The 26,326-nt window shown below is 70.9% G+C and carries 20 protein-coding genes; 4 read left to right on the forward strand and 16 right to left on the reverse strand.

All coding sequences use genetic code 11. From position 1 onward, the window contains the following. Positions 1–11: 11 nt before the first annotated feature. Entirely contained in the window at positions 12–1,685 is a 1,674-nt protein-coding gene (locus GIS00_RS20180) for an alpha/beta hydrolase (protein ID WP_154770280.1), read from the forward strand. On the opposite strand, the gene GIS00_RS20185 is transcribed toward GIS00_RS20180, so the two are convergent. Beyond that, complete coding sequence (locus tag GIS00_RS20185; protein WP_154770281.1) at positions 1,660–2,523, reverse strand: alpha/beta hydrolase; 864 nt, start codon at positions 2,521–2,523, stop codon at positions 1,660–1,662. The genes GIS00_RS20180 and GIS00_RS20185 overlap by 26 nt on opposite strands. Between GIS00_RS20185 and GIS00_RS20190 the strand changes: the two genes are divergently transcribed. Continuing rightward, on the forward strand, positions 2,522–3,895 hold the full coding sequence (locus tag GIS00_RS20190; protein WP_255455154.1) for a M20/M25/M40 family metallo-hydrolase: 1,374 nt from the start codon (positions 2,522–2,524) through the stop codon (positions 3,893–3,895). The two genes, GIS00_RS20185 and GIS00_RS20190, sit on opposite strands and share 2 nt — an antisense overlap. Before the next feature lie 3 nt (positions 3,896–3,898). On the opposite strand, the gene GIS00_RS20195 is transcribed toward GIS00_RS20190, so the two are convergent. Then, positions 3,899–5,104, reverse strand: coding sequence for an acyl-CoA dehydrogenase family protein (locus GIS00_RS20195; RefSeq protein ID WP_154770283.1), 1,206 nt, complete (start codon positions 5,102–5,104; stop codon positions 3,899–3,901). 4 nt (positions 5,105–5,108) lie between these two features. Further along, positions 5,109–6,158, reverse strand: a complete 1,050-nt coding sequence (locus GIS00_RS20200; RefSeq protein WP_322098203.1) for a phosphotransferase family protein — start codon at positions 6,156–6,158, stop codon at positions 5,109–5,111. 100 nt (positions 6,159–6,258) lie between these two features. Here GIS00_RS20200 and GIS00_RS20205 point away from each other — a divergent pair, with 100 nt between their 5' ends. Beyond that, the gene (locus GIS00_RS20205; RefSeq protein ID WP_322098204.1) at positions 6,259–7,104 is read left to right on the forward strand and encodes a TetR family transcriptional regulator; all 846 of its coding nucleotides are present in this window, start codon (positions 6,259–6,261) and stop codon (positions 7,102–7,104) included. Positions 7,105–7,218: 114 nt separating this feature from the next. Next, positions 7,219–8,952, forward strand: a complete 1,734-nt coding sequence (locus tag GIS00_RS20210; protein WP_196073380.1) for an AAA family ATPase — start codon at positions 7,219–7,221, stop codon at positions 8,950–8,952. Between the two features lie 43 nt (positions 8,953–8,995). Here the strand turns inward: GIS00_RS20210 and GIS00_RS20215 are convergent, their stop codons facing one another. Genes GIS00_RS20215 through GIS00_RS20275 form a run of 13 tightly spaced genes read right to left on the reverse strand, consistent with a single transcriptional unit; the run spans position 8,996 to position 26,202 of the window. Further along, positions 8,996–9,697, reverse strand: a complete 702-nt coding sequence (locus GIS00_RS20215) for an SDR family oxidoreductase (RefSeq protein WP_154770286.1) — start codon at positions 9,695–9,697, stop codon at positions 8,996–8,998. Beyond that, positions 9,694–10,719 carry a LysR family transcriptional regulator gene (locus tag GIS00_RS20220; protein ID WP_154770287.1) on the reverse strand — a complete coding sequence of 342 codons (1,026 nt, stop codon included), beginning with the start codon at positions 10,717–10,719 and terminating at the stop codon, positions 9,694–9,696. Before GIS00_RS20220 ends, GIS00_RS20215 begins: the two co-directional genes overlap by 4 nt. A 13-nt stretch (positions 10,720–10,732) precedes the next feature. Next, positions 10,733–12,379 carry a hydantoinase B/oxoprolinase family protein gene (locus GIS00_RS20225; RefSeq protein WP_154770288.1) on the reverse strand — a complete coding sequence of 549 codons (1,647 nt, stop codon included), beginning with the start codon at positions 12,377–12,379 and terminating at the stop codon, positions 10,733–10,735. Continuing rightward, a complete protein-coding gene (locus GIS00_RS20230) occupies positions 12,376–14,499 on the reverse strand; it encodes a hydantoinase/oxoprolinase family protein (RefSeq protein ID WP_154770289.1) in 2,124 nt (707 codons plus the stop codon). The genes GIS00_RS20225 and GIS00_RS20230 overlap by 4 nt, the downstream gene beginning before the upstream one ends. Then, the gene (gene solA, locus GIS00_RS20235; protein ID WP_154770290.1) at positions 14,496–15,653 is read right to left on the reverse strand and encodes an N-methyl-L-tryptophan oxidase; all 1,158 of its coding nucleotides are present in this window, start codon (positions 15,651–15,653) and stop codon (positions 14,496–14,498) included. The genes GIS00_RS20230 and solA overlap by 4 nt, the downstream gene beginning before the upstream one ends. A gap of 32 nt (positions 15,654–15,685) precedes the next feature. Continuing rightward, positions 15,686–16,264, reverse strand: coding sequence for a carboxymuconolactone decarboxylase family protein (locus GIS00_RS20240; RefSeq protein ID WP_154770291.1), 579 nt, complete (start codon positions 16,262–16,264; stop codon positions 15,686–15,688). Continuing rightward, on the reverse strand, positions 16,261–17,964 hold the full coding sequence (locus tag GIS00_RS20245) for a hydantoinase B/oxoprolinase family protein (protein ID WP_196073381.1): 1,704 nt from the start codon (positions 17,962–17,964) through the stop codon (positions 16,261–16,263). Before GIS00_RS20245 ends, GIS00_RS20240 begins: the two co-directional genes overlap by 4 nt. Further along, complete coding sequence (locus GIS00_RS20250; RefSeq protein ID WP_154770293.1) at positions 17,961–20,033, reverse strand: hydantoinase/oxoprolinase family protein; 2,073 nt, start codon at positions 20,031–20,033, stop codon at positions 17,961–17,963. The genes GIS00_RS20245 and GIS00_RS20250 overlap by 4 nt, the downstream gene beginning before the upstream one ends. Continuing rightward, a complete protein-coding gene (locus tag GIS00_RS20255) occupies positions 20,030–21,667 on the reverse strand; it encodes a dipeptide ABC transporter ATP-binding protein (RefSeq protein WP_154770294.1) in 1,638 nt (545 codons plus the stop codon). The genes GIS00_RS20250 and GIS00_RS20255 overlap by 4 nt, the downstream gene beginning before the upstream one ends. Then, positions 21,664–22,578 carry an ABC transporter permease gene (locus tag GIS00_RS20260; RefSeq protein WP_154770295.1) on the reverse strand — a complete coding sequence of 305 codons (915 nt, stop codon included), beginning with the start codon at positions 22,576–22,578 and terminating at the stop codon, positions 21,664–21,666. Before GIS00_RS20260 ends, GIS00_RS20255 begins: the two co-directional genes overlap by 4 nt. Beyond that, complete coding sequence (locus GIS00_RS20265; RefSeq protein ID WP_230313911.1) at positions 22,575–23,546, reverse strand: ABC transporter permease; 972 nt, start codon at positions 23,544–23,546, stop codon at positions 22,575–22,577. The genes GIS00_RS20260 and GIS00_RS20265 overlap by 4 nt, the downstream gene beginning before the upstream one ends. Further along, complete coding sequence (locus tag GIS00_RS20270; protein WP_196073382.1) at positions 23,543–24,553, reverse strand: succinylglutamate desuccinylase/aspartoacylase family protein; 1,011 nt, start codon at positions 24,551–24,553, stop codon at positions 23,543–23,545. The genes GIS00_RS20265 and GIS00_RS20270 overlap by 4 nt, the downstream gene beginning before the upstream one ends. Continuing rightward, positions 24,550–26,202 (reverse strand): ABC transporter substrate-binding protein, encoded by a 1,653-nt coding sequence (locus GIS00_RS20275; protein ID WP_154770297.1) that lies wholly within the window; start codon positions 26,200–26,202, stop codon positions 24,550–24,552. The genes GIS00_RS20270 and GIS00_RS20275 overlap by 4 nt, the downstream gene beginning before the upstream one ends. Positions 26,203–26,326: the final 124 nt, after the last annotated feature.

The raw sequence follows: 26,326 nt of genomic DNA on the forward strand, positions 1-26,326 counted from the left end.
GCCTCTCGGGCATGGGGATCCCGGGGCAGCTGCTCGTGCTGCTCCGGGCCCACGCCGGCCGGTTCTGGCGCGAGCTCAGCGTCGGCGGGGTGGCCGGTGCACTCACCTTCTTCTGCTTCTCGATGACGCCGTCGCTGCTGCCGCGGGAGTGGTACCTGCAGGGCGTGGCGAGCGGGATCTGCACGGTGCTCGGATACGCCGTCGGCACCTTCCTCGGCGCCCTGGTGCGGCGGCTGGGATTCCGGGGGCTGCACCACGCCCGGCACCGGGTGATCGCGAACCGGGTCCTGCTCGGACTGGCGATCGTGCTGATCCCGCTGTTCGGAGTCCTCGGCGCCCGGTGGCAGCTGCAGGTGCGGGAGCTGGTCCGCGCCGACACCGACGACCCCAACTACTACGCCCTGGTGCTGCTCATCGCCTTCGTGCTGGCCCGGATCCTGCTCGCCCTGGCCCGTTTCCTGCGCTGGTCGGCGCGGGCCCTCGGCCGGTTCGGCGGCCGGTGGATCCCGGTGCCGATCGCCAAGGCGGTGGCCGCGGTGCTCGTCACGGTGGCGGTGGTGCTGCTGCTGACCGACACCCTCGGCCCGGCGCTGCTGCGGGCGGCGAACAACTCGTTCTCGCTCACCGACCAGGGCACCGCGGACGGGGTGCAGCAGCCGACCGACCCGGACCGCTCGGGATCACCGGCCAGCCTGGTCTCCTGGGACGACCTGGGTCGGGAGGGTCGCAGTTTCGTCGCGACAGGCCCGTCCACGGCTGACATCTCGGCCTTCACCGGCGCCCCCGCACTGGCGCCGGTCCGGGTGTACGCCGGTCTGGAATCGGCCGACGGGCTGCAGCAGCAAGCCGATCTGGTGGTCCGCGAGCTGCAGCGCACCGGCGGCTTCGACCGGTCGGTCCTGGTGGTGGCGACCAGCACCGGGCGGGGCTGGATCAACCAGGTGGCCGCCGCCGCACTGGAGTACATGTGGGGCGGGGACACCGCGATCGCCGGCATGCAGTACTCGACGATGCCCAGCCCGGTGGCCTTCGTGGTGGACACCGCCACGCCGCCGCAGGCCGGCCGGATCCTCTTCGACGCGGTGCACGCGGTCTGGCAGACGCTGCCCGTCGACGACCGGCCCCGGCTCATCACCATGGGCGAGAGCCTCGGGTCCTTCGGCAGCCAGGGCGCGTTCGACGGTCTGGCCGACGTCACCGCGGAGTCGGACGGATCGGTCTGGGCCGGCACCCCGTCGTTCACCCCGCTCTGGGAACGGGCCACCGCGGACCGCGATCCCGGTTCGCCGGAACAGGTCCCGGTGCTCGACGACTGCGCGGTGGTCTGCTTCTCCGCGGCGCAGGGCGACATCCCGGCCGAGGCGACGCCGAAGGTGGTCTACCTGCAGCACGTCAACGACCCGGTCGTCTGGTGGTCCGGCGACCTGCTCTTCAACCGGCCGGACTGGTTGGACGAGACCCCGCAGGAGGGCCGCTCCACCACCATGACCTGGATCCCGCTGGTCACCTTCTGGCAGGTCACCACCGACATGGTGTTCTCCAGCGCGATGCCCGACGGGTACGGCCATCACTACGCCCTCGAGCTGGTGGACGCCTTCGGCGCCGTGGTGCCGCCGGACGGCTGGTCGGCCGGGGAGGCGGAGCGGCTCCGGCAGGTGCTCAGCTCGGTCGGGACCGGGGGCTGAGGGGGCTGAGGGGGCTGAGCATCGTCAGCAGGCTGCGGGTGATCGCCGGTGGCACCACCGAGCTGTGCGACTCGCCGTCGAACACCCGGTGCTCCACCGGCAGTCCGGCGGCGCGCAGGCGGGCGACGAGATCCGCGGCGCCGTCGACCATCCGGAGCGCGGAGATCCACTGGTGGACCTGGTCCAGGGTCATCTCCGGTCGCCCGGCCGGTACCTCGTCGGGCAGGTCCTGCTCCTGGCCGCCGACCGAGACGAACACCTGCGGCTGCACGCCGTCCCACGATGCCGGCACCGCGGACAGCAGCGCCGAGTCGTCCCACCAGACCGACGGGCTGAGCAGGCAGTAGCCACGGAACGCTCCCGGCCGGGTGAGCAGGGCGTGGCCGACGAGCAGACCGCCGAGGGAGTGGCCGATCAGGGTGACGTCGTCGCGGTCGATCGTGGGGTACCGCTCCGCCAGCGCGTCGAGCACCGGCCCGGTGAGCAGGTCCAGGAACCGGTCGGCCTCCCCCGCCCCGGCGTAGGCGGCGACCTGGGCGGTGACCGGGTGGCCGGTGGACACCGGCGGGGTGAGGTCCTGGGTGCGCAGTCCGATCGTCTCGCCGACGGTCGTGCCGTAGCCGATGCCGACGACCAGCGCGGTGCGCACCTCGGCGAACGGCTGCAGGTAGCCGTAGGTCTGCGCGGCGATGCCGAAGTACAGGTCGGCGTCCAGCACCAGCACCACCGGCAGCGGCCTATCGTGCTCCACGGGATCGAGAGTGCTGATGTGGTAGGTGGTCCCGTACGGCGCCTCGATCTCGAACGACGAGATGCTGTCGAGGATCCGGTGCGCCATGGGTCTCCTGTCGGGGGGGTGCTCACCTCACGCTATCCGGCGGGTGCGGACTACCGTCGCGGGCATGACTGTGGACCGGGAACGCATGGTGGACGAACTCGCACGGATGGTGGCGGTGCCGTCGATCGGCATCGAGCCGGAGCACGGCGCGGACGTGCTGCGGTCCGCACAGCAGGTGGCCGAGGCCTTCCGGGCGGTCGGGGTGCCGGTCGAGGTGGTGACCGCCGGCGGAGGTGCACCGGCGGTGATCGGCCGCCGGGAGGGCCCGGCCGGTGCGCCGACGGTGCTGCTGTACGCGCACCACGACGTGCAGCCGGTCGGCCGACGCGACGAGTGGGGCAGCGAGCCGTTCGAGCTCACCGAGCGGGACGGCCGGCTGTACGGCCGCGGCAGTGCGGACGACAAGGGCGGCGTGGTGGTCCATCTCGAGACGCTGCGGGAGCTCGGTGAGCACCCGCCGGTCGGGATCGCGGTGCTGATCGAGGGCGAGGAGGAGATCGGGTCCCCGACCCTGCAGTCACTGCTGGACGAGCACGCCAAGACCCTGCGCGCCGACCTGGTGCTGGCGCCGGACTCGGTGAACCCGGCGCCCATGGTCCCCTCGCTCACCGTGTCGCTGCGCGGTCTGCTGTCGGTCGGGGTGTCGGTCCGCACGATGTCGGCAGCGGTGCACTCGGGCATCTTCGGCGGTGCGGTCCCGGACGCGCTGACCGCCCTGGTCCGGCTGCTGGACTCGCTGGTGACGCCGGGCGGGTCGCCGGCGGTGGCCGGGCTGCACCCGGGGACCGGGCCGTCGGCGTCGGTGGCGCCGACCGAGGCCGGGGTCCGCAAGGGCGCCGGGGTGCTCGAGGGGGTGGAGCTGATCGGGGCGGGACCGCTGGGGCAGCGGCTGTTCGACGCGCCGTCGGTGTCGGTGCTCGGGCTGGACGCGCCGCCGACCGCCGGTGCGGCGAACGTGCTGCACCCGTCGGCGCGGGCCACGGTCGGCTTCCGGTTGGCGCCGGAGGACGATCCGGTGTCCGCGTTCGAGGCGGTCCGGGCGCACCTGGAGCAGCACGCGCCGTGGGGTGTGCAGCTGGAGGTGGAGCTGCTGCAGGCCGGACGCGGGTGGCGTGGGAAGGCCGGCCCGGTGGCCGATCTCGCCCGAACGGCGCTGACCGGGGCGTTCGGGTCGGCGACGGTGGACGTCGGTGTGGGCGGCGGGATCCCGTTCGTCGCGGCCGTGAGCGCGGCCCTGCCGGACGCCGCCGTACTGGTCACCGGGGTGCAGGACGACCGCACCCGGGCGCACGCCCCGGACGAGTCCGTCGACCCGGATGCGCTGGTCGCCATGGCACAGGCGCAGGTGGAGCTGCTGCGGTCCTTGGGCTGAGCCTCAGCCGACGTAGGGCGGGGTGCGGCGCAGCTCGTCGCGGGCGATCGACCGACGGTGCACGGCGTCCGGGCCGTCGACGATCCGCAGCACCCGGGCCCAGGCGTAGAAGTAGGCCAGCGGGGTGTCGTCGGAGACCCCGGCCGCGCCGAACACCTCGATCGCCCGGTCGATCACCGCGGTGGCGACTTGCGGGGCGGCGACCTTGATCGCCGCGATCTCGGTGCGCGCACCCTTGGCGCCGTGGTGGTCGATCAGCCAGGCGGTGTGCTGCACCAGCAGCCGGACCTGGTCGATCTCGATCCGGGAGTTGGCGATCAGCTCACGCACGACACCCTGGTCGGCGAGCGGCTGACCGAACGCCACCCGGTTCTTCGCCCGGTCCACCATCAGCGCCAGCGCACGCTCGGCCATGCCGATCGCACGCATCGCGTGATGGATGCGTCCCGGCCCGAGCCGCGCCTGGGCGATCCGGAACCCGTCGCCCTCCGCTCCGAGCAGGTTGGTGGCCGGCACCCGCACGTCCTCCAGCACGATCTCCGAGTGCCCGTGCTGGTCCTGGTAGCCGAACACCGGCAGGTGCCGGGAGATGGTGAACCCCGGGGTGTCCCGCGGCACCAGCACCATCGACTGCTGCCGGTGCGTCTCCGCCGACGGGTCGGTCTTGCCCATCACGATGAAGATCTCGCACCGGTCGTCGGCCGCCCCGGTGATCCACCACTTGCGGCCGTTGATGACGTAGTCGTCACCGTCGCGGACGATCGAGGTCTCGATGTTGGTCGCGTCGGAGCTGGCCACCGCAGGCTCGGACATCGCGAACGCCGACCGGATCCGGCCGTCCAGCAGCGGCGCGAGCCACTGCCGGCTCTGCTCCGGGGTGGCGAACAGCTGCAGCGTCTCCATGTTGCCGGTGTCCGGCGCCTGGCAGTTGATCGCCTCCGGGGCGATGACCGGCGACCAGCCCGAGATCTCCGCCACCGACGCGTATTCCAGGTTGCTCATCCCGGACACCGACGGCAGGAACAGGTTCCACAGACCGCGGCGGCGGGCTTCCGCCTTGAGCTCGTCGATGACCGGCGGCAGGCCGTGCGGATCGTTCTCCGCGAGCCAGCGGTGGTAGGCCGGCTCGGCCGGGAACACCTGCTCCCGCATGAAGTCCCACATCTCGCCGCAGACCTGCACCGTGCGGTCACTCGGGGTGAAATCCATTGCTCTACCGTCCTTGTCGTGACTGTGCGGGAATGCGCTCGAGACCGTAGGCGGCCATCATCGCCAGGTCGTCGGCGACGTCGCCGAACTGCTGCCCGGCCATCGCACCGTCGGCCGCCCGGCGGGCGACGCCCTGGGTGATCACCGCGAACCGGAAGGCGGCGAACGCCTCGTAGTAGGCGATCCGCGACAGGTCCAGCCCGGACCGCTCCGCGTACCGCTGTGCCAGGTCCGCGCGGGTCGGGAAGCCGGGCAGGTTGCTGACGCCCGGGATCAGCACCGGGAAGCTCTCCCCCATCTCCCGCCAGAAGAACAGCAGGGCACCGATGTCGGCCAGCGGATCACCGATGGTGGCCAGCTCCCAGTCGAGCACGGCGCGCACGGTGCCCGGGTCGGTGGCGTCCAGCACGCAGTTGTCCAGCCGGTAGTCCCCGTGCACGACGGCCACCCCGCCGTCCGGTGGGACATCGGCGCGCAGCCGGCGGGCCAGCTCGTCCAGGTCCGGGACCGGATGGTCGCTGCTGCGTGCCCACTGGTCCGACCAGCGGGCCACCTGCCGCTCGATGTAGCCACCGGCCCGGCCGAAACCGTCCAGCCCGACGGCAGTGTGGTCGACGGTGTGCAGGTCGGCGAGGGTGTCCACCAGGGCGTGGGCGATCGCGGCCCGGTCTGACCCCGCGTCGGCGAAGCCGTCGGGCAGGGTGTCGCGGATGATCTGGCCGTCGACGAGTTCCATGACGTAGCAGGGCACCCCGAGCAGACCGCCATCGTCCGCGAGCGGGATCCGCGCGACCGGGACCGGCGTGGGCGCCAGTGCCTGCTGGACCCGCACCTCGCGGCCCATGTCGTGCGCCTTCGGCAGCAGGGTCCCGGTGGGCGGGCGGCGCAGGACGGCGGACCCGGCGGGTGAGGTGAGCCGGAAGGTCAGGTTGGACTTGCCGCCGGCGATCAGCGTGGCGGTGACGTCGGTCCACCTGTCGTCGCCGGCGGCCGCCGCGAGGGCAGGGCCGATCACGGCCGGGTCCGGTGAGCCCATCGGCTGCGATGCCGTCACACGCTTCCTCTCGCTGTGGCAAACATCCGTTCGCCGCCCGGTGCGAGCATGCGGGAGATTGCCGGAGTGCACAAGCGCGAGTCGGCCTAGGGTATTCAGCGTGACTGAACATTCTGGGGATCCGGTCGTGGGTGCCGCCGTGCGGTCTGCACGGGAGCGGCACGGGCTGGGCCTGCGGGCACTGGCCGCGGCGATCGGGGTCAGCCCGGCGACACTGAGTCATCTGGAGAACGGCAAGGTCGCGGTGTCCACGGTGCGGCTGCGGGCGCTCGCGGCCGCGCTGGGCGTGCCGGTGGGCGAACTGCTGGTGGCGCCGGTGCCGGTTTACCCGGCGGACAATCCTGCGGAGCCGGCCGACTGGCGGGTGTTCCGGCCGCTGGACATCCGGGAGCCGTTGGCCTCGGCGATCGCCGAGTTCGTGCGCACCGGCTACCACGCCGCGACCTTGCGCGGCATCGCCGCGGCCGCCGGGATGAGCGCCGCCGCGATCTACGACCGGCACCCCAACAAGCAGTCGCTGCTGGTGGCCGCACTGGACCTCACCATGGACGAGATCGACGGTCGGATGGCTGCCGCCGCGGCCGAGGCGGAGCCGGGGGCCGCCCGGATGGGGCTGCTGGTCGAGGCGCTCGCGCTGTATCACCTGCACCGCCGCGACCTCGCCTTCCTCGGGGCCAGCGAGATGCGCTCCCTGATCCCGCCGCACCGGGCCCGGATCACTGCCCGCCGGGACGCCGTGCAGCACCGCCTCGACGCGCAGATCGACATGGGCGTCGCCGCCGGGGAACTCCGTCCGGTCTGGCCGACCCGGGTGGCGGGGCGGGCGATCTCCACCATGTGCACCTCGCTCCCCCAGTGGTTCTCGCACAACGGCCCGGCCGACGCCGGCACCGTCGCCCGGGCCTACGCCGGGTATGCGGTGGTGATGCTGGGCGGTGAAACCTGATCCCGGAGTGCGGCTACTGGTCATACAGCATGTGATCGACCCCGACAGTTCTTCGAACCGTCATTCTGAGCTGATCACCACCACACCAACGTAAAACAGCGTATGGTTCCTGAGATGCAGCCACGAATAAGAGAGATCCATCTGACCACCCCCGGGCAAAAGGTGGCCACCAGCAGGAATGTGACCTTGATTGTTGGACCCAACAACGCCGGAAAGTCTGCATTGCTCTACGGCATTTTGCACGAGATGCAGAGAATAGAGGGACAGCAGGGGCCTGACCACCCCATTGTGGATTCTCTTGAAGTCGAGATGCCATCAAAAGAGGATCTGCGAGAATTCTTTGCGGAACGCTCCGAGATCTATCCTCCCGGAACATATCGTAACACTTTCTACCAAGAAACGACCTACGTCGTTCAGAACGGCACACCACTACAAGAGTCCGTGATTGATCAAGCATCAAACATGACGAATCGGTTTGGTCCAAATATTAGCTCATCTCTGATCGCCATCATCGGGCCCGAAGGCCGCGGAGCTGGCCTCTCAAGTCGACAAGCTCCAGATCTGATGAACAACCAGGCACCCCAGGCTCCTCTCGACTTTCTTTGGGCCGACCGCGACCTCGAGGAGAAGATGAATGGCCATATGCACACAGCCTTCGGAGAGAACATCGTGGTCAATCGCCACGCTGGCCCGAATGTGCATCTGCATGTCGGACGGGTCGAGACCCCCGAGCCTCGTATCGGTGATCGATCTCCCTATATGGCAGAACTGATGGCCCTACCGCTCTTCAATGAGCAAGGTGCTGGCATGCAGGCTTTTATGGGAACTGTCGCCACACTCTCTACTGATCGACGCACAATCCTACTGTTCGATGAGCCCGAGGCATTCCTTCATCCTCCCCAAGCGCGACTCTTGGGCACCTTGATGGTTCAATTGGCACGTGAGACAAAGACTCAAGTAATCGCAAGCACACACAGCGATGATCTTGTACGAGGGGTACTTGACGGCGCAAAGACAGAGTCGGAGGTCACTCTCGCGCGCATCACAAGGCCGAGCCATGAGAAGAATCGGATCGCCCAAGTAACGCCTTCGACCATCAAAGACATGTATTCCGATCCATTGCTTCGCTTTTCGAAGATTCTGGACGGAATCTTCTACAAGGGAGTCGTGCTATGTGAAGCGGAAATGGACTGCACCTACTACTCGGCCGTACTTCAGCACGTAGAAGAAACCAAGGAACTGGCAGCTTCCGATCTTCTTTTCACGCATTCCTCGGGCAAGGACCGTCTAGAACGCTCCTTCAGCGCCTTGCATGCCGCATCGGTTCCGGTGGCAGTGATAGCCGACGTCGATCTATTGGCCGACTCGGCAAAGTTTCGATCAATTTATGAAGCAATGGGCGGAGAGTGGACCGTCATAGAAGCGCAGTTCAATGTCTTGGAAGCCTCGATATCGAGTCTGAAACGGTGGCCATCTCGGACAGAGGCCCGCGAGAACCTACAAAAGATTCTCGGCGTTGATGGGAATGAGACTCTCACAGCAAGCGAACTTCGTTCGATTCGAGAAGCAGTCAGGGTCGAAACGGGTTGGAAGCTCATCAAGAAGCGCGGTCGAAGTGGCGTGGATTCCGGTGACCCGACGATTGCTTTCGACAAGATTCTCACGGAATGCTACAAGTGCGGCCTTTTTGTGCTCGAAGTCGGCGAACTGGAACGTTTCCACCCTGAAGTTGGCGGAACGAAGCAAACGTGGCTGCGCCTGGTACTCGAAGGGGGATTATATCGGACTAGTGATGCTGCACAGAAGCTGCTCCTACGGGTTCGGCGATTCATTGAAGGACTGCAGTAGGTCGCCAGCCCGCCCTGAGCGGTCAGCCACTCCGAATCCTCGGTCAGCGCACCGGATCCCGGCCGGTCGGGCGGATGCGGATGTCGTCGACCGAGGCGCCGTTGCGGAGGACGATGGCGTCGCGGATGACGGCAGCCACCTCGTCCGGGCGGAGCAGCAGGGCGGGGTCGTAGTGGCCACCCTCGTGCTGCTCGACGGAGGCCTCGAGCAGCGCGCTGTCGGTGCGGCCGGGGTAGACGCTGGTGACCCGGAGGCCGTGCGGCTCCTCCTCCAGACGCAGGGTGTCGGCGAAGGCCTTCAGCGCGTACTTCGTCGCGGAGTAGAGGCTGCCGGTCGGGTAGGCGAAGAGCCCGGCGCCGGAGTTGACGAACACCACGGTGCCGCCCCGCTCCCGCAGCCCCGGCAGCGCCAGCTGGGTGATCCGCACCGGCGCGAAGACGTTGAGCTGGAACGACTCCCGCCACTCCTCGGGTCCCATGGTCGGCACCGCTCCGCGTGGGTAGGCACCGGCCGAGTGCACAACCGCGTCCAGCGGCGGCAGGTCCGCCGCCGCCCGCTCGAGATCAGCGGGATCGGTCAGGTCCACCGGCCAGGCGGTGATGCCTGGCACGGTGGCCAGGTCCGCCAACCTGCCGGGGTCGCGGCCGCCGGCCAGCACGTCGTGCGTGCCGGCCAGCGCCCGGCACACCGCGCCGCCGATCGCGCCGGACGCCCCGGTCACCAACACCGTCGGTCGTGCACTCATGCGACATCTCCTGTCCGACGGTCGATCCCGAGCTGCTCGGACATCGCCGCCACGAAGTTCTGCAGGGCCGGGTCGACATGGTCGGTGCGCCAGTACATCCAGGTCCGCACCCGCAGCCCGGAACCGTCGAGCGGCACGGTGACCACCCCGCCGAGATGCGTCGTGGCCATCGACTGCGGCACCAGGGCGATGCCGTACCCCGCCGCCACGAACCCCGCGTGCTCGATGTAGGTGGCGTGCACGGTCCGGATCTCCGGCGAGAAGCCGAGCTCGCGCGCCGCGTGCACCAGGTCGTCCTGGCCCCCGGCGTAGGCCTCGCGCGGGAACGAGATGAAACTCTCCGCCCGCAGGTCCAGCAGGGACAGCGACGTCCGGGAGGCCAGCCGGTGGTCCTTCGGCAGCGCCACCACCAGCCGCTCCTCGTGCAGCAGCGCACCCTGGATGCCAGGGGCGTCCACCCCGGAGAAGGTGAAGACGACGTCCAGCTGCTGGTCGGTGAGCCGGTTGACGGCCACCACGTTGTCCATCCGGGTCAGGTCGACCTGTACGTCCGGCAGCTGCGCCCGCACCCGGTAGAGCGCCTCCGGCACCTCACCCAGGTACAGCAGGGTCGGCACGATCCCGGCCCGCACCCGGCCGATCCGGCCGGCCACCGACTGCCGGGCCGCCTGCTGGATCTCCCGGTAGTGCTGCAGGATCGCCAGCGCCCGGGTGTAGATCTCCTGCCCGACCGGGGTCAGCGCGAACGGCCGCAACGACCGGTCCAGCAGGGTCACCCCGAGATCGCGCTCCAGCTTGGTGATCTGCTGGCTCAACGCGGACTGGGTGACCCCGCAGTACGCAGCCGCCCGGGCGAAGCTCTGCTGCTCGACCAGGGCTACCAGGTAGCTCATCCGGCGATCGGCGATCGCCCCCTCCGGATCCACGAAGCCCCCCGCCGTCGGTGCCGCGGCGGGCCCGCTGCCCACCGGTACCGCGACAGCATCGAGATCGAGGCTGCTCTCCGCAAGTCCCCGCTTCACCGGGCAGGCGCTCTCACGGCCCGGGCCAGCCGTAGTCGGCCGCCGCGGCCTCGGCGGTCAGCCGGCCCTGCAGCACCTCACGACCCACGTCCTCGGCGGACCGCAGCGCCGGGTCGCCGTAGCCGCCGCCACCCGCCGTGTCGACGGTGATCACGTCACCCCTGTTCAAGGTGGTCACAGTCCGGGTCACCGGCTCGGACCCGTTGCGGGTCACCGCCAGCGCGGCACCCGGCCGGCCGCCGAACAGGCCCCACGGCCGGCTGGCCACCCGGCTCACACTGACGTCGCAGAGGCAGTCGTCGTGCTCGATCCGCAATTGCCGGCGGATGCCCATGCCGCCGCGGAAGGTGCCGGAACCGGCCGAGCCGTCGACCAGCTCGTACCGTTCCACGGTGATCGGGTACTCGGACTCCAGGCACTCGATCGGCAGGTTGGAGGTGTTGGTGATGTGCGCCTGCACCCCGTCCAGCCCGTCCTGGCAGGAGCCGCCGCCGTAGCCGCCGCCGATGGTCTCCAGGTACACGTAGAACTGCCCGGTCCGCGGGTCGGTCCCGGAGAACTGCACCGCGGGCACCGATCCGTAGCTCGCGGCCAGTACCTGCTCCGGGACGGCCGGCGCCAGCGCCCCGTGCACCAGGTCGACCACCCGCTGACAGAGCTGGGTCCGGCCGTTCACCGCCGCCGGCGCCACGCAGCTGAACACCGAGCCGGACCTGGCCTGCACCTCGATCGGCCGGTAGAGCCCCGCATTCGCCGGGATGTCCGGCCCCACCAGACTTTTCATCGCGTAGTACACGGTCGCCAGCAACGCGGTGCGCACCATGTTGATGCTGGACCGGTGCTGGTCCGGCCCGTCGAACACCAGGCGGACCGTGTCGCCCGCCACGGTGATCTCCACACCGACGTCGAGGGCCTCGTCCAGCTCGTCGCTGTCGAAGGTGTCGCGGAACGGGTAGACGCCGTCCGGGATCCGGCTGATGCCGATCCGCACCATCCGCTCCGAGTAGTCCATCAGCGCACTGCCGGCCGCCGCGACCACGCCGGTGCCGTAACGACGGCAGATCTCGGCGTACCGCCGCACGCCCAGCCGGTTCGCGGCGAGCTGGGCGCTGAAGTCGGCGAGGCGCTCGGTCGGGACCTGCATGTTGGTCAGGATGAGGTGCAGCACGTCGTCGATGTAGCCGTCGGCGGTGGCGAACCGCACGGCCGGGATGCGGATGCCCTCCTGGAAGATCGTGGCGTGCCCGCGGTCCGCGTAGTCGGCGTGGTGCGCCAGGTTGGTCGCCCAGGCCACCAGTTCCCCGTCGACGAAGACCGGTGTGGCCACCACGATGTCGGGCAGGTGGGTGCCGCCACCGGTGTGCGGGTCGTTGCCGACGAAGGAGTCGCCCTCCCGGATGTCGTCCAACGGGTACCGCTGCCGGATCGCGTCGACGATGCCCATCAGCGATCCCAGGTGCAGCGGGATGTGCTCGGCCTGCGCCAGCGACCGCCCCTGCGGGTCGAACAGCGAGGTGGTGCAGTCCCGGCGTTCCTTGATGTTGGGCGAGAACGACGCCTTGACCAGCGCCTCCCCCATCTCCTCGCAGATCGAGGCCAGCGCTGCCCCGATCACCTCCGTGGTGATCGGATCCGGTGCGGCAACAGTGGTGTCGGTCATGACTGCACTCCTGTCAGCACGGCGGCGGACTCGATGGATCGGTCGGGCACGGTGCCGGCCGAGGCCGGTCGGCAGATGATCGCCAGGTGGGCATCGACCTCCGCCTCCTGCCCGGGCAGCAGCACGGTGGTGGCGTCGTACTGCTCGATGACGGCCGGGCCGATGACGACGTCGCCGGCCCGCAGGGCGGCGCGGTCGTACACCGCGGTGGGCACCCGGCCACCGGCCTCGGGGAAGTGGACCTCGCGCATCCCGATCACCGCCGCCGACGGGTCACCGCCGGTCACCTCCACCCGGGCCGGCTCGACCCGCGGCACCGCCTGGGCAGCGGCGACCCGGAAGGTCACCAGCTCGATCGGCGCCCCGGCGTTGACGTAGCCGTAGCGCCGCTGGTGCGCCGCCTCGAAGGCAGTGGTGGTGGACCACAGCCATCCGGCCTCGTCGTCATCGACATCCGCCACCGGGACCCTGATCTCGTAGTTCTGACCGAGATACCGCACGTCCACCGCGAGTTCGGTGGACCGCTGGTCATCGTGCACCCCCTCCCGGTCGAACCAGGCGTGTGCCTGCCCGGTCAGCTCCCGGCCGAGTGCTGCGGCCACCGGCACGGCGGCCGCGTCCAGCACCAGCCGGCGGGTCCGGGTGAAGTCGCAGCGCACATCGGTCATCAGCATGCCCATCGCCGACATCGCCCCGGGGGTGGGCGGCAGCAGGATCTGCGACATGCCCAGTTCGGCGGCCAGTCTCGCGGCGTGCAACGGCCCGGCGCCGCCGAAGGCGACCAGGGTGTAGTCCGCCGGGTTGTAGCCACGCTGCACCGAGATCCGGCGGATGGCCCGGGCCATGTTGGCGGTGACCACGCTGATGATGCCCTGGGCGGTCTGCTCCACGCCGAGCCCCAACCGGTCGGCCAGCCGGGCGACGGCCTTGACCGACAGCTCCGGGTCGATGGACATCCGGCCGCCCAGCAGCGCCCGCTGGTGCAGCACGCCCAGCACCACGTTCGCGTCGGTCACCGTCGCCTCGCCCGAGCCCAGCGCGTAGCAGGCGGGCCCGGGGTCCGCCCCGGCCGACTGCGGCCCGACCTTCAGGTGACCGGCGTCGTCGATCCAGGCGATGGAACCGCCGCCGGCGCCGACGGTGCTGATGTCGAGCATCGGCGTCCGGATCGGCCGGTCCTCGATGGTGGTGCCCGCCGACACCACCGGACGGGCGTCCCGCACCAGCGCGATGTCGGTGGAGGTTCCGCCCATGTCGAAGGTGATGATGTCGTCGTGGCCGGACACCGACGACAGGTGCGCGGCACCGACGACCCCGGTGCTGGGTCCCGAGAGCACCGTGCGCACCGGCAGTTCCGCGGCCTGCTCGAACGAGATGACGCCGCCGTTGCTCTGGGTCACCTTCGGGCCGACCCGCAGCCCGGCCGCGGCCAGCCCGGTGCGCAGCCGGGACAGGTAGCCGTGCATGACCGGGCCGACGAAGGCGTTGACGGCGGTGGTGGACAGCCGCTCGAACTCGCGGAACTCGGGCAGCACCTCGTGCGAGACGGACAGGAAGGCGTCCGGCAGCATCTCCCGCACCACGCCGGCGATCGCCTGCTCGTGGGCCGGGTCGAGATAGCTGTACAGCAGGCAGATCGCCACCGCGCCGACGCCTGCGTCTTTGAGATGCTGGACCTGGGAACGGATGTCGGCCTCGTCGAGCGGGATCCGGACGGCGCCGGTGTGGTCCAGTCGCTCCTGCACCTCCAGCCGCAGCTCCCGCGGGACCAGGTCGGAGGGCTTGCGGGCGGCCAGGTCGTAGAGCCGCGGCCGGCGCTGCCGGCCGAGTTCGAGCAGATCGCGCAGGCCGGCGGTGGTGATCAGGCCCAGGGTGGCGCCACGATGCTGCAGCAGGGCGTTGGTCGCCACGGTCGTGCCATGGGCGAGGTAGGAGATGGCCGTGAGGTCCTCGTCGCCGGACCAGGCCTGCAGCACGCTCCGGACCCCCTGCAGCACCGCCACTCCCGGGTCGGCCGGCGTGCTGGACACCTTGACGACGGTGACCCGCCCGGTGCTCTCGTCGAAGAGGCAGACGTCGGTGAACGTCCCGCCCGTGTCGACCCCGATCCTGACCGTCATGCGACGCCTTCCTCGATCCGCGTGCCGGTGGGCCGGCCGCCAACGGCGAACGGGCTGTCCGTCCGCTCTCCGAGCGCCAGCGCGACGGCGAGTTCGCCGACCGCGGGCGCCATCTTGAACCCGTGTCCCGAGAACCCGGTCACCACGACCGCTCTCGGGTCCGGGCCGGAGACCACCAGTGGTGTCCGATCCGGGGTGTAGACGTCCTGGTGCACCGAGACCCGGACCGGCTCCGGTCCCAGGCCCGGCAGCAGGCCGGCCACCGTGGCACCGAAGGCGGAGAGCTGCCGGCGGGACGGCGCGCCGGGCAGGTCCTGATCGACTGGGACGTCGCCCCAGACGTCGGTGGTGGCCACCTTGACGGTCGCACCGTCCAGGGTGGGCGCCCCGAACAGGTGCACCGGGCCGTGATCGCGCAGGAAGGCCGGGAACACCGACGGCGCAAAGTCCGCGGGGCGGTCGGCCAGGAACCAGGTGAGCAGCAACCGGCGCCGGACCAGCGGCGGCAGGCCGGGGACCGGTACCAGGGGCTGCCGTGTCGATCCGGTGGCGACCACCACCTTCCCGGCGCGGACCGTCCCGGACCTGGTGTGGACGGTGACCGGGTCGGTGGTGAGATCAACGGCGGTCACGCCGTTCCCGCCGTGAAGCCGGGCGCCGGCTGCCCGGGCAGCAGTCTGCGCCGCGTGCACGGCGGCCTCCGACCGCAGCACCCCGCCGCGCGGGTCGAGCACGCCGATCTCGCCGCCGGACAGCCGGTGCTGCGGGAAGCGCCGGGCCAGCTCCGCCGTGTCCAGCACCTCGTGCGGGAGGCCGAACCCCGCCGCCGAGGCGAACACCCCGGCGAGCTCCGGCCGGTCCGGCGGACTCACCGTGAGCACCCCGGTGCGCAGCAGCAGCCCGGCGCCGGTCAGCGCCTCGAGCTCACCCCACAGCCGGTCCGACTCCTGCAGCAGCGGAACGTATCTCGAGCCTTCGTGGTACAAGGAGCGGTACAGCCGCGACTCCCCCGCGTACGAGCCGTGGGAGTGTGCACCGACGTAGGTGTCCAGGCCGACCACCCGTACGCCGCTCCGCCGGGTCGCCCGCCAGGCGGCCATCGACCCGAAGGTCCCGAGCCCGATCACCGCCAGATCGGCGACCTGTTCCGGCATGCCCACTCCCCCTGCGACCCGTCCCGTCCCGGTCAGCCCGCGACGGCGCGGTCGAGCAGGGCGCCGTCGAACTTGACGTCGAAGAGGTAGTCGTCGAGGGCGACGGACAGCGCCGAGTTGAAGATGTTGGAGGCGATCATCTTCGCGCCGACCGTGGTGATCAGCACGATCTCCGACGGTGAGAAGCGGGCCCGGAGCGCATCGGTGATCGCCGGGTCGATCGTGGTCGGGTTGTTGACCATGGCGCGGCCGTAGGCGATCAGCATCTTCTCCTCCTCGGTGAACTCGAAGTCGGCGAAGGACAGGTCGAGCTCGGCGAGCAGGCGGGCGTGGTACCGCGAGCAGATCACGCACTCGTCCTCGACGGAGATGGCGTAGCAGAAGAAGTACACCGCGCGGGATCCCACGACCTCGGTGAGCTTGTCCCGCACCGGGTAGAACTCCATCGCCCGGTAGGACGGCAGGCTGTGCAGCAGTGTGGCCACCATGTTGGTGACCCGGCCGTGCTTGGCGCGGATGGATTCCAGCAGCTCGGCCGCCGCGGGCTCGGCCTCCTCGGCGGTGATCAGCGGGACCACGGGCGCGGCCTGGGTGGCGAACGGGAGGGTCATGACAGGGCCTTTCGGGTGGGGTGTGCGGGGGTGGGGACCAGGCGCCAGGCGGTGCCGTACCAGCGGTCCGCGGCAGCCGGGGTGGTCTTGCCGGCGATCACGTCCGCGGCGACGGCCTCCGGCCGCCGGTCGGCGGCCAGTCCGACGGCGCCGCCACCGGGCAGGGTGTGCACGACGAGATCCCCGGCGACCAGTCGGCGGGTGAACTTGCTCGGCATGTCGCGGGTCTCTCCGTCCTGGGTCAGCGTGGTGCCGCTGACGGTGCCGTCCGCGCCGCCGTGCAGCCCGAACGGTGCCCGCACCGAACGGTCGGACCGCACGTGCACCATCGCCTCGCCGTCGACCAGCCGGTAGGACCGGCGGACGGCGAGCCCGCCGCGGTACTGCCCGGCGCCGCCGGTGTCCGGGACGTAGCCGTACTCCTCGATCCGCACCGGCACCCCCGCCTCGATCAGCTCGACCGGCTCGTTGACCGCGTTGCCGGCCGGCGTGGCGCATCCGTCGATGCCGTCGAGCCCGGACCGCGCACCCCAGCTGCCCGCGAAGAAGTCGACGAACACGTACCGGCTGCCGTCGCTGCGGGTGCCGCCGAAGGACACCCCGGTGGACCCGCCGTCGGAGCCGGCGAACACCGTGCCCGGGCAGGCCAGGTCGAGGGCGCCGAGCACGGTGTCGAAGACCCGGAACATGGTCACCCCGCGGGCCGCGCAGGCGGCCGGCATCGACACGTTGACCAGCGACCCCACCGGCGCGTCGATGTCCACCACCCGGAAGAAGCCCTCGTTGTTCGGGACGTCGACCGGCAGGAAGTACCGGACGGCGGCGTACACGGCGGCCTTCGTCGACGGCAGCGTCGCGTTGATGGCGCCGGCCGCCTTGTCCGCGGTGCCGGCCAGGTCGACCCGCAGCCCGTCGCCGGCCACGGTCAGCGTGACCACCACCGGCAGCGGCGTGTCGCCGATCCCGTCGTTGTCGATGCAGTCCTCGAACCGGTACTCGCCGTCCGGCCAGCGGCTGATCTCCGCGCGCGCCAGCCGCTCCCCGTACTCGACGAGATGCGTGCAGTAGTCGAGCAACTCGCCGGTACCCATCCGCCGGGCCAGTTCGGTCAGACCGCGGGCCGCGGTGGCGCAGGCGGCCAGCTGCGCCCGCAGGTCCGCCATCACCAGGTCCGGCATCCGGACGTTCGCGCAGAGGATGTCGAGCACCACCTGCTGCTTGACACCCCGGTGCACCAACCGGATCGGCGGGATCCGCAGCCCTTCCTGGTGGATCTCGGTGGAGTCGGCGGCGATGCTGCCCGGCACCCGCCCGCCCATGTCGACGTGGTGGCAGACGACCACGGCGAACCCGAGCAGCACCCCTGCCTCGTCGTGCACCGCCCGCACCACGAACACGTCCGGGATGTGCATGCCGCCCTGGTACGGGTCGTTGGTGACGAAGACGTCGCCGACGCCGATGTCGTCGCCGAAGCGGCCCAGCACGGCACGCATCATGTCCGGCATGGCGCCGAGGTGCAGGGCGCTGGACAGGCCCTGCACGAGCAGGGTGCCGTCCGGTCCGCAGACCGCCGTGGAGAAGTCCATGCTCAGCTTCACCACGGTGGACTGCGAGATCCGCAGCACGGTGAAGACCATGTCCTCGGCGATGCTCTCCAGCGCGTGCCGGGTCACCTCGAGGGTGATCGGGTCCGTCGTCACGACTCCCGCTCCATCCTGATCACACCGGCACCGGCCGGCGCGGCCCGCCAGCCGGGAGCGATCACCACCGTGGTGTCAGGCCGGCGCAGGATCAACGGCCCGGATCTCCCGTCGCCCAGATCCGCCACCTCGTCGAGGATCTCGGTCATCAGCCGGCCGTGCCGCGACCCGAAGTGCACGGACCGCTTGCCGACCGGCGGTCGTTCGCCGGCTGCGGAACCGGCCGGTCCGTCGGTGGCCTGCGGCAGATCGGTCGCCAGGGTCGCGACCAGCCGCACGGCGGCGATCTCCAGCGGGAGGTCGAACCGCAGCCCGAAGATGCGCTCGTAGGACTCCTGGAACGACTCGCCGAGATCCGCAGCGGTGACACCGGCGGCGAACCGGACCGGGAGGTCGGTCGACTGCCCGGTGTAGCGGAGGTCCACCTCGACCTCGGTGGTGGCGCCGCCGGTCGACGGCGCCTCGAGTGCGACCCAGTCGGCGGCCTCGGCCCGCAGGACGTCGACCACCGGATCCAGTGCACCGACGGCGATGTCGTCCAGTGCCCGGATGGTGGAGCGCAGGAACGCCCGACGCACAGGGGCGGTGGCCAGGCCGACCGCGCTGAACACCCCGGCCAGCGGCGGCACCAGGACGGTGCGGATGCCGAGTTCCTCGGCGATGTCGCAGGCGTAACCGGGGCCGTTCCCGCCGAACGCGATCAGCGTGAAGTCCCGCGGGTCGTGGCCGCGCTCGGTCGAGACCGCCTTGAGGGTGCGGGCCATCGTGGTGGTGGCGATCCGCCGGGCACCCGAGGCGGCCTCGTCGACCGTCAACTCCAGCGGGGCGGCGATCCGGTCGCGGATCGCGTCCTCGGCCGCTGCGCGATCGAGAGTAACCGTGCCATCAGCGATGTCGTCCAGGTAACCGAGCACCAGACCGGCGTCGGTGATCGTCGGTTCGGTCCCGCCCCGGCCGTAGGCGACCGGTCCGGGCCGGGCACCGGCACTGCGCGGGCCGACCCGGAGCAGGCCGCCCTCGTCCACCCGGAGTAGGCTGCCGCCTCCCGCACCCACCTCGGCGATGTCCAGCGCGGGTGCCCGCACGGCGAACCCGCCGCCGGAGAACACGCGGCTGCCGACGCTGAGCTCGGCGCCGACGGCGAACTCCTCGGCCATCACCACCCGCCCGTCCTCCACCAGGCAGGCCTTCGCGGTGGTGCCGCCCATGTCGAAGCTGAGCGCCCGTGCGACCCCGAGATCGCCGGCCACCCGTTGAGCGGCCACGACTCCCGCGGCCGGACCGGACTCGATGACCGTGACCGGCAATTCCCCGGCGGTGGCCAGGCCGACGAGTCCGCCGTCGGACTGCATGACGTGCACCGGGACCCGCAGGCCGGCTCCGGAGAGTCGGGCGGCGACGCCGGCGAAGTACTCCCGGACGGCCGGGCGCACATAGGCGTTCACCACGGTGGTGCTGGTGCGCTCGTACTCCCCCGGGCGGGCCAGCACCTCGTGCGAGAGCGAGATGTCCAGGCCGGGCAGTCGTGTGGTGAGCAGCTCGGCGAGCCGGCGCTCGTGGGTGCCGTCGGCGTAGGAGTGCAGGAGGCAGATCGCCACCGAGCGGATGCCGTGCCGGTCCAGCTCGCCGGCGATCGCCTCCACACCGGCCTCGTCCAGGGGCGTCACCACCGCACCGGTCGGGTCCAGCCGTTCGTCGACCTCGAAGCGGAACTGCCGGGCCACCAACGGTTCCGGCTTGACCCACAACATGTCGTAGAGCCGGGGCACCCGCATCCGGCCGAGTTCGAGCACGTCCCGGAACCCGCGGGTGGTGATCAGCGCGGTCGGGCCGCCGCGTCGCTCCAGGATCGTGTTGGTCACCACCGTGGTGCCGTGCGCGAGCAGACCGACCGCGTCGGCGGGGATCCCGCAACGGGCCATGATCGCGGCGACGCCCTCGGCGATGCCGCGTGAGTAGTCGTCGGGGGTGGAGTGCACCTTGACAGCGGCGTGCGTCCCGTCCGGTCCGATGGCCACCACGTCGGTGAAGGTGCCGCCGACGTCGGCGCCGATCCGCCAGCCGGTCATCGGGCCACCCGGTGTCCGCCCGGGACCGAGTTCAGCAGCAGCCGGGTGTATTCGTGCTGCGGGTCGGCCATCACCTGCGTGGTCGGCCCGGTCTCCAGGATGCGGCCGCCTCGGATCACCACCACCCGGTCCGACAGGTATTCCGCGACCCGCAGGTCGTGGGTGATCAGCACGATCGCCACCCCCCATTCCTCGCGCAGCCGCAGTAGCACCTCGAGCACGCCGGCGCGGACGGACACGTCGAGCATGGAGACCGGCTCGTCGGCGATCACCAGGTCGGGTCGCTGCACCAGCGCCCGGGCGATCACCACCCGCTGCCGCTGACCGCCGGACAGCTCGTGCGGCAACCGGTGCAGGTACGTCTCCGGCGGCGTGAGCCCGACGGCGGTGAGCGCCTCGACCACCGCCGCGCGGTTGCCGTCCCGGCCCTTCCGGCCGTGCGCCCGCAGCGGTTCCGCGACGGCGTCCAGCACCGGCTGCCGGGGGTCCAGGCTGCGGAACGGGTCCTGGAAGACCATCTGCACCCGGGCGGTGAGCGCGGTCCGGTCCAGGTCCCCGATCGGGGTGCCGTCGATCCGGACGGTGCCGGCGGTGGCCGGCAGCAGGCCCGCGGCGATCGAGGCCATGGTGGACTTGCCGCTGCCGGATTCGCCGACCACGGCAACGATCTCGCCGCGCTCGACGCGCAGGTCGGCGTCCTGCAGGGCGGTCAGCCGGTTCTGCTCCCGGTCGACGAATTGGGCCAGCACACCGGTCTTCGTCCGGTACTCCTTGCGCACCCCGGCCAGCTCCAGCACCGGGACGGCCGCCGGCGCCGGGGGTTCCGGCCGGTCCTGCGGCCTGGAGAGCAGGTCGGCGTCGCGCAGGGCGATGGTGTAGCGGCGCCGGGGCTCGTCGAAGATCTGTGCCACCGGGCCGGACTCGACCACGCCGCCGTTCTGCATCACCACGACGGTGTCGCACATGTCGGCGATCACCCCCAGGTCGTGTGAGATGAGCAGCAGCGCGAAGCCGAGCTCGCGGCGCAGGTCGCGGATGGTGTCCAGCACCTGGGCCTGCACCACCACGTCCAGCGCGGTGGTCGGCTCGTCGGCCACCACCAGGTCCGGCCGTCCGACCAGCGCCATCGCGATGCCGACCCGCTGCCGCATGCCGCCGGACAGCTCGTGCGGGAACGCCGTCAGCCGGGAGGCCGGCAGGCCGACCGCGTCGAAGACCTCGCGCACCCGGGTCCGGATCTCGCTCCGGCCCAGCCCGCCGCGGATCCGCAGCACCTCCGCGATCTGGTCCTGCACCCGCAGTACGGGGTTGAGCCCGTTGATCGCGGCCTGCGGCACCAGGGCGATCTTCTCGCCACGGATGCGCCGCATCCCCCGGTCCCCCACGCCGACCAGATCGGTGCCGCGGAAGAGGATCCCGCCGTCGATGTCGGCGGCCGGGCCGAGCAGGTCGAGCACGGCGTGGGCGACCGTCGACTTCCCGCAGCCGGTCTCGCCGACGATGCCCACCGCACCGCCGGCCGGGACGGTCAGGGACACGTCGTCGACGGCGCGGAACGCCTCCGCGCCGACGCCGTAGGTGACGGACAGGTGGGACAGGGTCAGTACGGGTGCGGGGGCTTCCGGTGTGCTCATCGGACCTCCCCGGTGATCACGTCGACGGTCTTCCGGCGGCGGGGGCGGCGGCGGACGTCGCCGCGGCCGCCGATCGCCGCGTTGATGCCGTCGCCGCACATGTTCAGCGCCACCACGAGAAGGAAGATCGCGGCGCCGGCGGAGGTGGCGATCCACGGTGCCGAGCTCAGGTAGTTCTGCCCGTCCCGCATGACCTGGCCCCAGCTGGTGACGTCGGGGTCGCCGAGGCCGAGGAAGCCCAGGCCCGCCTCGAGGATCACCGCGAACCCGACCAGCAGCGTGGCCTGGGCGATCACCGGGGCCATGCAGTTGGGGATCACGTGGCGGAACAGCGTGCCCCACTCGCCGACACCCGCGGCGCGGGAGGCGGTGACGAACGGTTCATTCCGCGTCGCCTGCACCTGCGCCCGCACCACGCGGGCCACGGCCGGCCAGGACACGGCGCCGGCGACCAGCGCCAGGGTCACCAGGTCCGGTCCGAACAGCGCCGAGAACACCACCAGCAGTAGCAGACTCGGGTACACCGAGACGATCTCCAGCAGCCGGGACACGAGGCTGTCGACCAGCCCGCCGAAGTAGCCGGCCACCGCGCCGAGGACGGTGCCGAGCACCAGGGCGACCACGCCGACCATGACGCCGAACAGGATGGAGGCGCGGCTGCCCCAGATCAGCTGGCTCAGCACGTCCCGGCCCAGGTGGTCGGTGCCCAGCAGGTGGGACCCGGACGGCGAGGCCAGGGTGAGATCACTGCCGGCGAAGGCCGGGTACGGCGCGATCCAGGGCGCGGTGAGGGCCACCAGCACGAGCAGCACGACGACCGATGCACCGACAACGGCCGCCCGGTCGGCGCGGAACCGGGTCCAGGCGGTCGACCGGCGGCGGGTCACCGGCGCACCGGCGTCGTCGCTCATCGGATGCTCACTCTCGGGTCCAGGAAGGCGTTCACCACGTCGGTGACCAGGTTGGCGACAGCGACACCGACGCCGGCCAGCAGGAAGATCCCCATCATCAGCGGGTAGTCGCGGGACAGGATCGCCTGGTTGAGTGTCTGACCGACACCCGGCCAGCCGAAGAGGGTCTCGGTGAGCACGGCGCCGGTGACGGCCAGCCCGAAGTTGAGGCCGGCCAGGGTGATCACCGGCAGCCGGGCGGTGCGCAGGGCGTGGGCGAAGTACACCCGGGTCTCCGAGGCACCCTTGGCGCGGGCGGTGCGGACGAAGTCCTCGCGGGCGGACTGCAGCACGCCGGCCCGGGTGATCCGCAGGTAGGTGGGCAGTGTCCAGGCCGCGGTGAGGGTCACCACCGGCAGCAGCAGGTGCTTGAGCAGGTCCTCGAAGGCCGCCCAGGTGCCGGGTTCGACGAAGGGATCGGACATGCCGGAGGACGGCAGCAGCTGCCACTGCACGCTGAACAGCAGGATCAGCAGCATCCCCAGCCAGAACACCGGCATCGACGCCAGGGCGAGGGAGCCACCGGAGATGAGCCGGTCGGCCGGCGAGCCCCAGCGCTGGGCGGCCATGGTGCCCAGCACCATGCCGAGCACCAGGCCCAGCAACTCGCTGGCCACGATCAGCAGCAGGGTCGCCGGCAGCCGGCTGAGCAGCACCTCGAGCACCGGCTGGTTGGTGGAGAAGGACTGCCCGAGGTCCAGTCGGACCAGCTGGCCGACGTAGTCCAGGAACTGCTGCAGCGTCGACTGGTCCAGCCCGTACCGGACCCGGACCTCCTCGATGTACTCGTTGGTCGCGGTCGGGCCGGCCAGCACCGTCGCCGGGTCACCGGGCGCCAGGTGCACGATCGCGAAACTGATCACCACGACGGCGATCAGCAGCGGGACGAGCTGGAGCACCCGTCCCGCGATGTACCTCGACAGGCTCATCGATCCCCGGCCGGTGTCGGGGCGATGTAGCAGATCCAGTCCCCCGTCATCAGGGTCGCGCTGCGCCGCAGGCTGACGACGGTGCACCGGACGTCCGCCCGGACCACCGCCAGCACGTCACCGAAGACGTCGGCCACTGTTCCGATCTCGTCGCCCGCCTCGACCACCGCGTCGACATCGACGGACGGGCGCCAGATCCCGCCGTCCTCGGCACGCAGCCAGTACGGGTCGCCCAGCTCCTGCAGCACCTCCGGCTCGGGCGGGTCACCGGGCAGGTTGCCGCGGGCGACCAGCACCCGACGCAGGCCGCGGGCCCCCTCGGCGACGACGGCCGGGTCGACCGGTCCGTGGCCACCGAGCTCGACGCAGATCGCCGGGGTGCCCAGGGTGTTGGCGGCCCGGGTGATCATGCCGCCCATACCGGTGGTGGCGACCGGCGGAGTGAGCACCACCGGCATCCCGTTGCCGTAGGCCGCGGCCAGGAACCGGTTGCCCGCCACCAGGTCCGCGTCCGTCGAGTCGTGCACGATGGTGAACCTGGCGTGGCAGTCGCAGCCGCCGTCGTGGAAGTCGACGCAGTAGTCGGCGCGGGCGATGCCGCCGGTCTGGACCGCATCGGCCAGCCGGTCGCTGATCGAACCGTCCGGACGGCCGGGGAAGGCACGGTTCATGTTCGTCCCGGAGGCGTCCAACGGCGCCACCCGGGCGTCTGACATCCAGGCGAGCGGGTTGACCACCGGGAAGGCCACGATGGTGCCGCGCAGCTCGGCCGGGTCGATCGCGCCGAGCACCTCGGCCAGGATGAACACGCCGGTGCGCTCGTCACCGTGCACCGATGCGGTCAGGCAGGCCACCGGTCCCGGGTGTGCCCCGTGCAGCACGTGCACCGGCAGGGTCACCGGGGTGCCCTCGTGCAGCGTGCCGATGGGCACCCTGGCCTTCACCGCCGTGCCGGGATCGCAGGCGAGGCCGAGGGTGTCGAACGAGGCCACCAGGGTGCCGGTCACGCCTTGGTCACCTTGGTGAGGTCGAGCCGGTAGCTGATCGAGCCGTCCTGCGAGAAGAAGCCCTTCCAGCCCGCCGAGTGCACGAAGGAGTAGGGCGCGGCGAAGATGTTGGTGTACGGCAGGTCCTCGACCACGATCTCCTGGATCTTGAAGTACGACTCCGCCCGGGTCGCCTCGTCCGAGCTGGCGACGCCCTCGAGGAACAGCGCGTCGATCTCCTCGTTCGAGTAGCCGGTGCGGTTGTAGGCACCGCCGGTGCCGATCTGCTGGGCCCACTCGTTCGGGTCCGGGCCGATCCACAGCGCATCGATGATGACGTCGTGGTTCAGCTCCTTGGCCTGGGCCATGAAAGTCGGCCGGTCCACCAGGTTGATCTCCAGCACGATGCCGACCTCGGCCAGCTGCGACTTGAGCACCTGCGCGACGTCGTTGTAGAAGTCGTTGGACGAGACCAGGAAACTCAGCGAGAACCGGTTGCCGTCAGCACCTCTGGCGTGGCCGGCGGTGTCCAGCAGGGCATTCGCCGCGGCCACGTCGAAGGCCGGGTAGGCGGCCTTCTCGTCGAAGGCCCACGGGGTGCTCGGCACGAACGGCCCGGTGGCCGCGGTGGCGACGCCCGCGGTCACCCGGGAGGTGATGGTGGCCCGGTCGATCGCGGTGGTGATCGCCTGGCGGACCTGCAGGTCGTCGATCGGGGTGCGGGCCTGGTTGAAGCCCAGGTAGCAGGACCACGGCCCGGGCGGTGCCTCGACGGCGACGCCGGCCTCCTTCTGCAGTCCACCGACCAGGGTCAGCGAGGGCGGGAACGCCAGCGCCTGGAACTGGCCGGAGCGCAGGCCGGCGAGCGCGGTCTGCTCGGTCGGCACGAACTGGAACGCCACCTTCGACAGCGACGGGGTGCCGCCGAAGTAGTCGGGGTTGGCCTCCAGCAGGATCTGCTGGCCGGGGGTGTAGCCGGCGAACTTGTAGGGCCCGGAGCCGACCGGGGCCATGTTGGCCGGATTCGTCTTCCAGTCCGTCCCCGAGTACAGGTGCGCCGGCAGGATCGAGGTCCGCGGGTAGACCGAGATCGCATACAGCAGGGCGGCGTTCGACTCCGACAGCAGGAACTTCACGGTGTGCGCGTCCGGCGTCTCGATGGTCTTGATGACCTTGAGCAGGCCGGCCGCCGGACCGGAGTTGGCGATGATGCCCTCGTAGGTGACCTTGACGTCCTCGGAGGTGACCGGCTTCCCGTCGTGCCACATGGCCTTCGGATCGAGGGTGAAGGTGTACTCCTTCGCATCCGGCGACACCTCCCAGGAGGTGGCCAGCTGCGGGTGGATGGCGAACTCGGGGCCGTAGTCCATGACGGTGAGCCGGCTGAAGATCAGCGTGGACGGGAACTGCGACCCGCCGTCGTAGGCGAGGGACTGGTTGAAGCCGGCGGTGTCGGACATGCCGTTCAGCGCCACCACCATGTTGCCGCCGGTCGGGGCCGTGCCGCTGCCGGCGGTCCCGCCGGTGGTGGCGGCGGACCCGGAGTCGTCGGTGCCGCAGGCGACCAGCCACGGGGCCAGGCCCAGCCCGGCCACCCCGAGGGCGCCGAACCGGAGTGCCTGGCGTCGGCTGACGCGGGCGGGAACGCGGTGGGGCTCGTCGGCGCTCATGACACTCCTTGGGAGTTTTGCTTAAGTTAACGGTCGCCGAATATTAGAGTTGCTGTAGTTGAGGGGTAAAGCTCCACCGCGCGATCCACGGTGTCGGGTAACCCACACCGGCCCTGTCACACGA

The sequence above is a fragment of the Nakamurella alba genome (assembly GCF_009707545.1).
In the GTDB taxonomy this organism is placed as follows: Bacteria; Actinomycetota; Actinomycetes; order Mycobacteriales; family Nakamurellaceae; genus Nakamurella; species Nakamurella alba.

What these genes read in the sequence shown, in the direction of transcription:
- GIS00_RS20180 (WP_154770280.1), top strand. Translation starts at nt 12, where the DNA reads ATGGGGATCCCGGGGCAGCTGCTCGTGCTGCTCCGGGCCCACGCCGGC.
- GIS00_RS20190 (WP_255455154.1), top strand. Translation starts at nt 2,522, where the DNA reads ATGGGTCTCCTGTCGGGGGGGTGCTCACCTCACGCTATCCGGCGGGTG.
- GIS00_RS20185 (WP_154770281.1), bottom strand. Translation starts at nt 2,523, where the DNA reads ATGGCGCACCGGATCCTCGACAGCATCTCGTCGTTCGAGATCGAGGCG.
- GIS00_RS20195 (WP_154770283.1), bottom strand. Translation starts at nt 5,104, where the DNA reads ATGGATTTCACCCCGAGTGACCGCACGGTGCAGGTCTGCGGCGAGATG.
- GIS00_RS20210 (WP_196073380.1), top strand. Translation starts at nt 7,219, where the DNA reads ATGCAGCCACGAATAAGAGAGATCCATCTGACCACCCCCGGGCAAAAG.
- GIS00_RS20215 (WP_154770286.1), bottom strand. Translation starts at nt 9,697, where the DNA reads ATGAGTGCACGACCGACGGTGTTGGTGACCGGGGCGTCCGGCGCGATC.
- GIS00_RS20225 (WP_154770288.1), bottom strand. Translation starts at nt 12,379, where the DNA reads ATGACCGACACCACTGTTGCCGCACCGGATCCGATCACCACGGAGGTG.
- GIS00_RS20230 (WP_154770289.1), bottom strand. Translation starts at nt 14,499, where the DNA reads ATGACGGTCAGGATCGGGGTCGACACGGGCGGGACGTTCACCGACGTC.
- solA (WP_154770290.1), bottom strand. Translation starts at nt 15,653, where the DNA reads ATGCCGGAACAGGTCGCCGATCTGGCGGTGATCGGGCTCGGGACCTTC.
- GIS00_RS20240 (WP_154770291.1), bottom strand. Translation starts at nt 16,264, where the DNA reads ATGACCCTCCCGTTCGCCACCCAGGCCGCGCCCGTGGTCCCGCTGATC.
- GIS00_RS20250 (WP_154770293.1), bottom strand. Translation starts at nt 20,033, where the DNA reads ATGACCGGCTGGCGGATCGGCGCCGACGTCGGCGGCACCTTCACCGAC.
- GIS00_RS20255 (WP_154770294.1), bottom strand. Translation starts at nt 21,667, where the DNA reads ATGAGCACACCGGAAGCCCCCGCACCCGTACTGACCCTGTCCCACCTG.
- GIS00_RS20260 (WP_154770295.1), bottom strand. Translation starts at nt 22,578, where the DNA reads ATGAGCGACGACGCCGGTGCGCCGGTGACCCGCCGCCGGTCGACCGCC.
- GIS00_RS20265 (WP_230313911.1), bottom strand. Translation starts at nt 23,546, where the DNA reads ATGAGCCTGTCGAGGTACATCGCGGGACGGGTGCTCCAGCTCGTCCCG.
- GIS00_RS20275 (WP_154770297.1), bottom strand. Translation starts at nt 26,202, where the DNA reads ATGAGCGCCGACGAGCCCCACCGCGTTCCCGCCCGCGTCAGCCGACGC.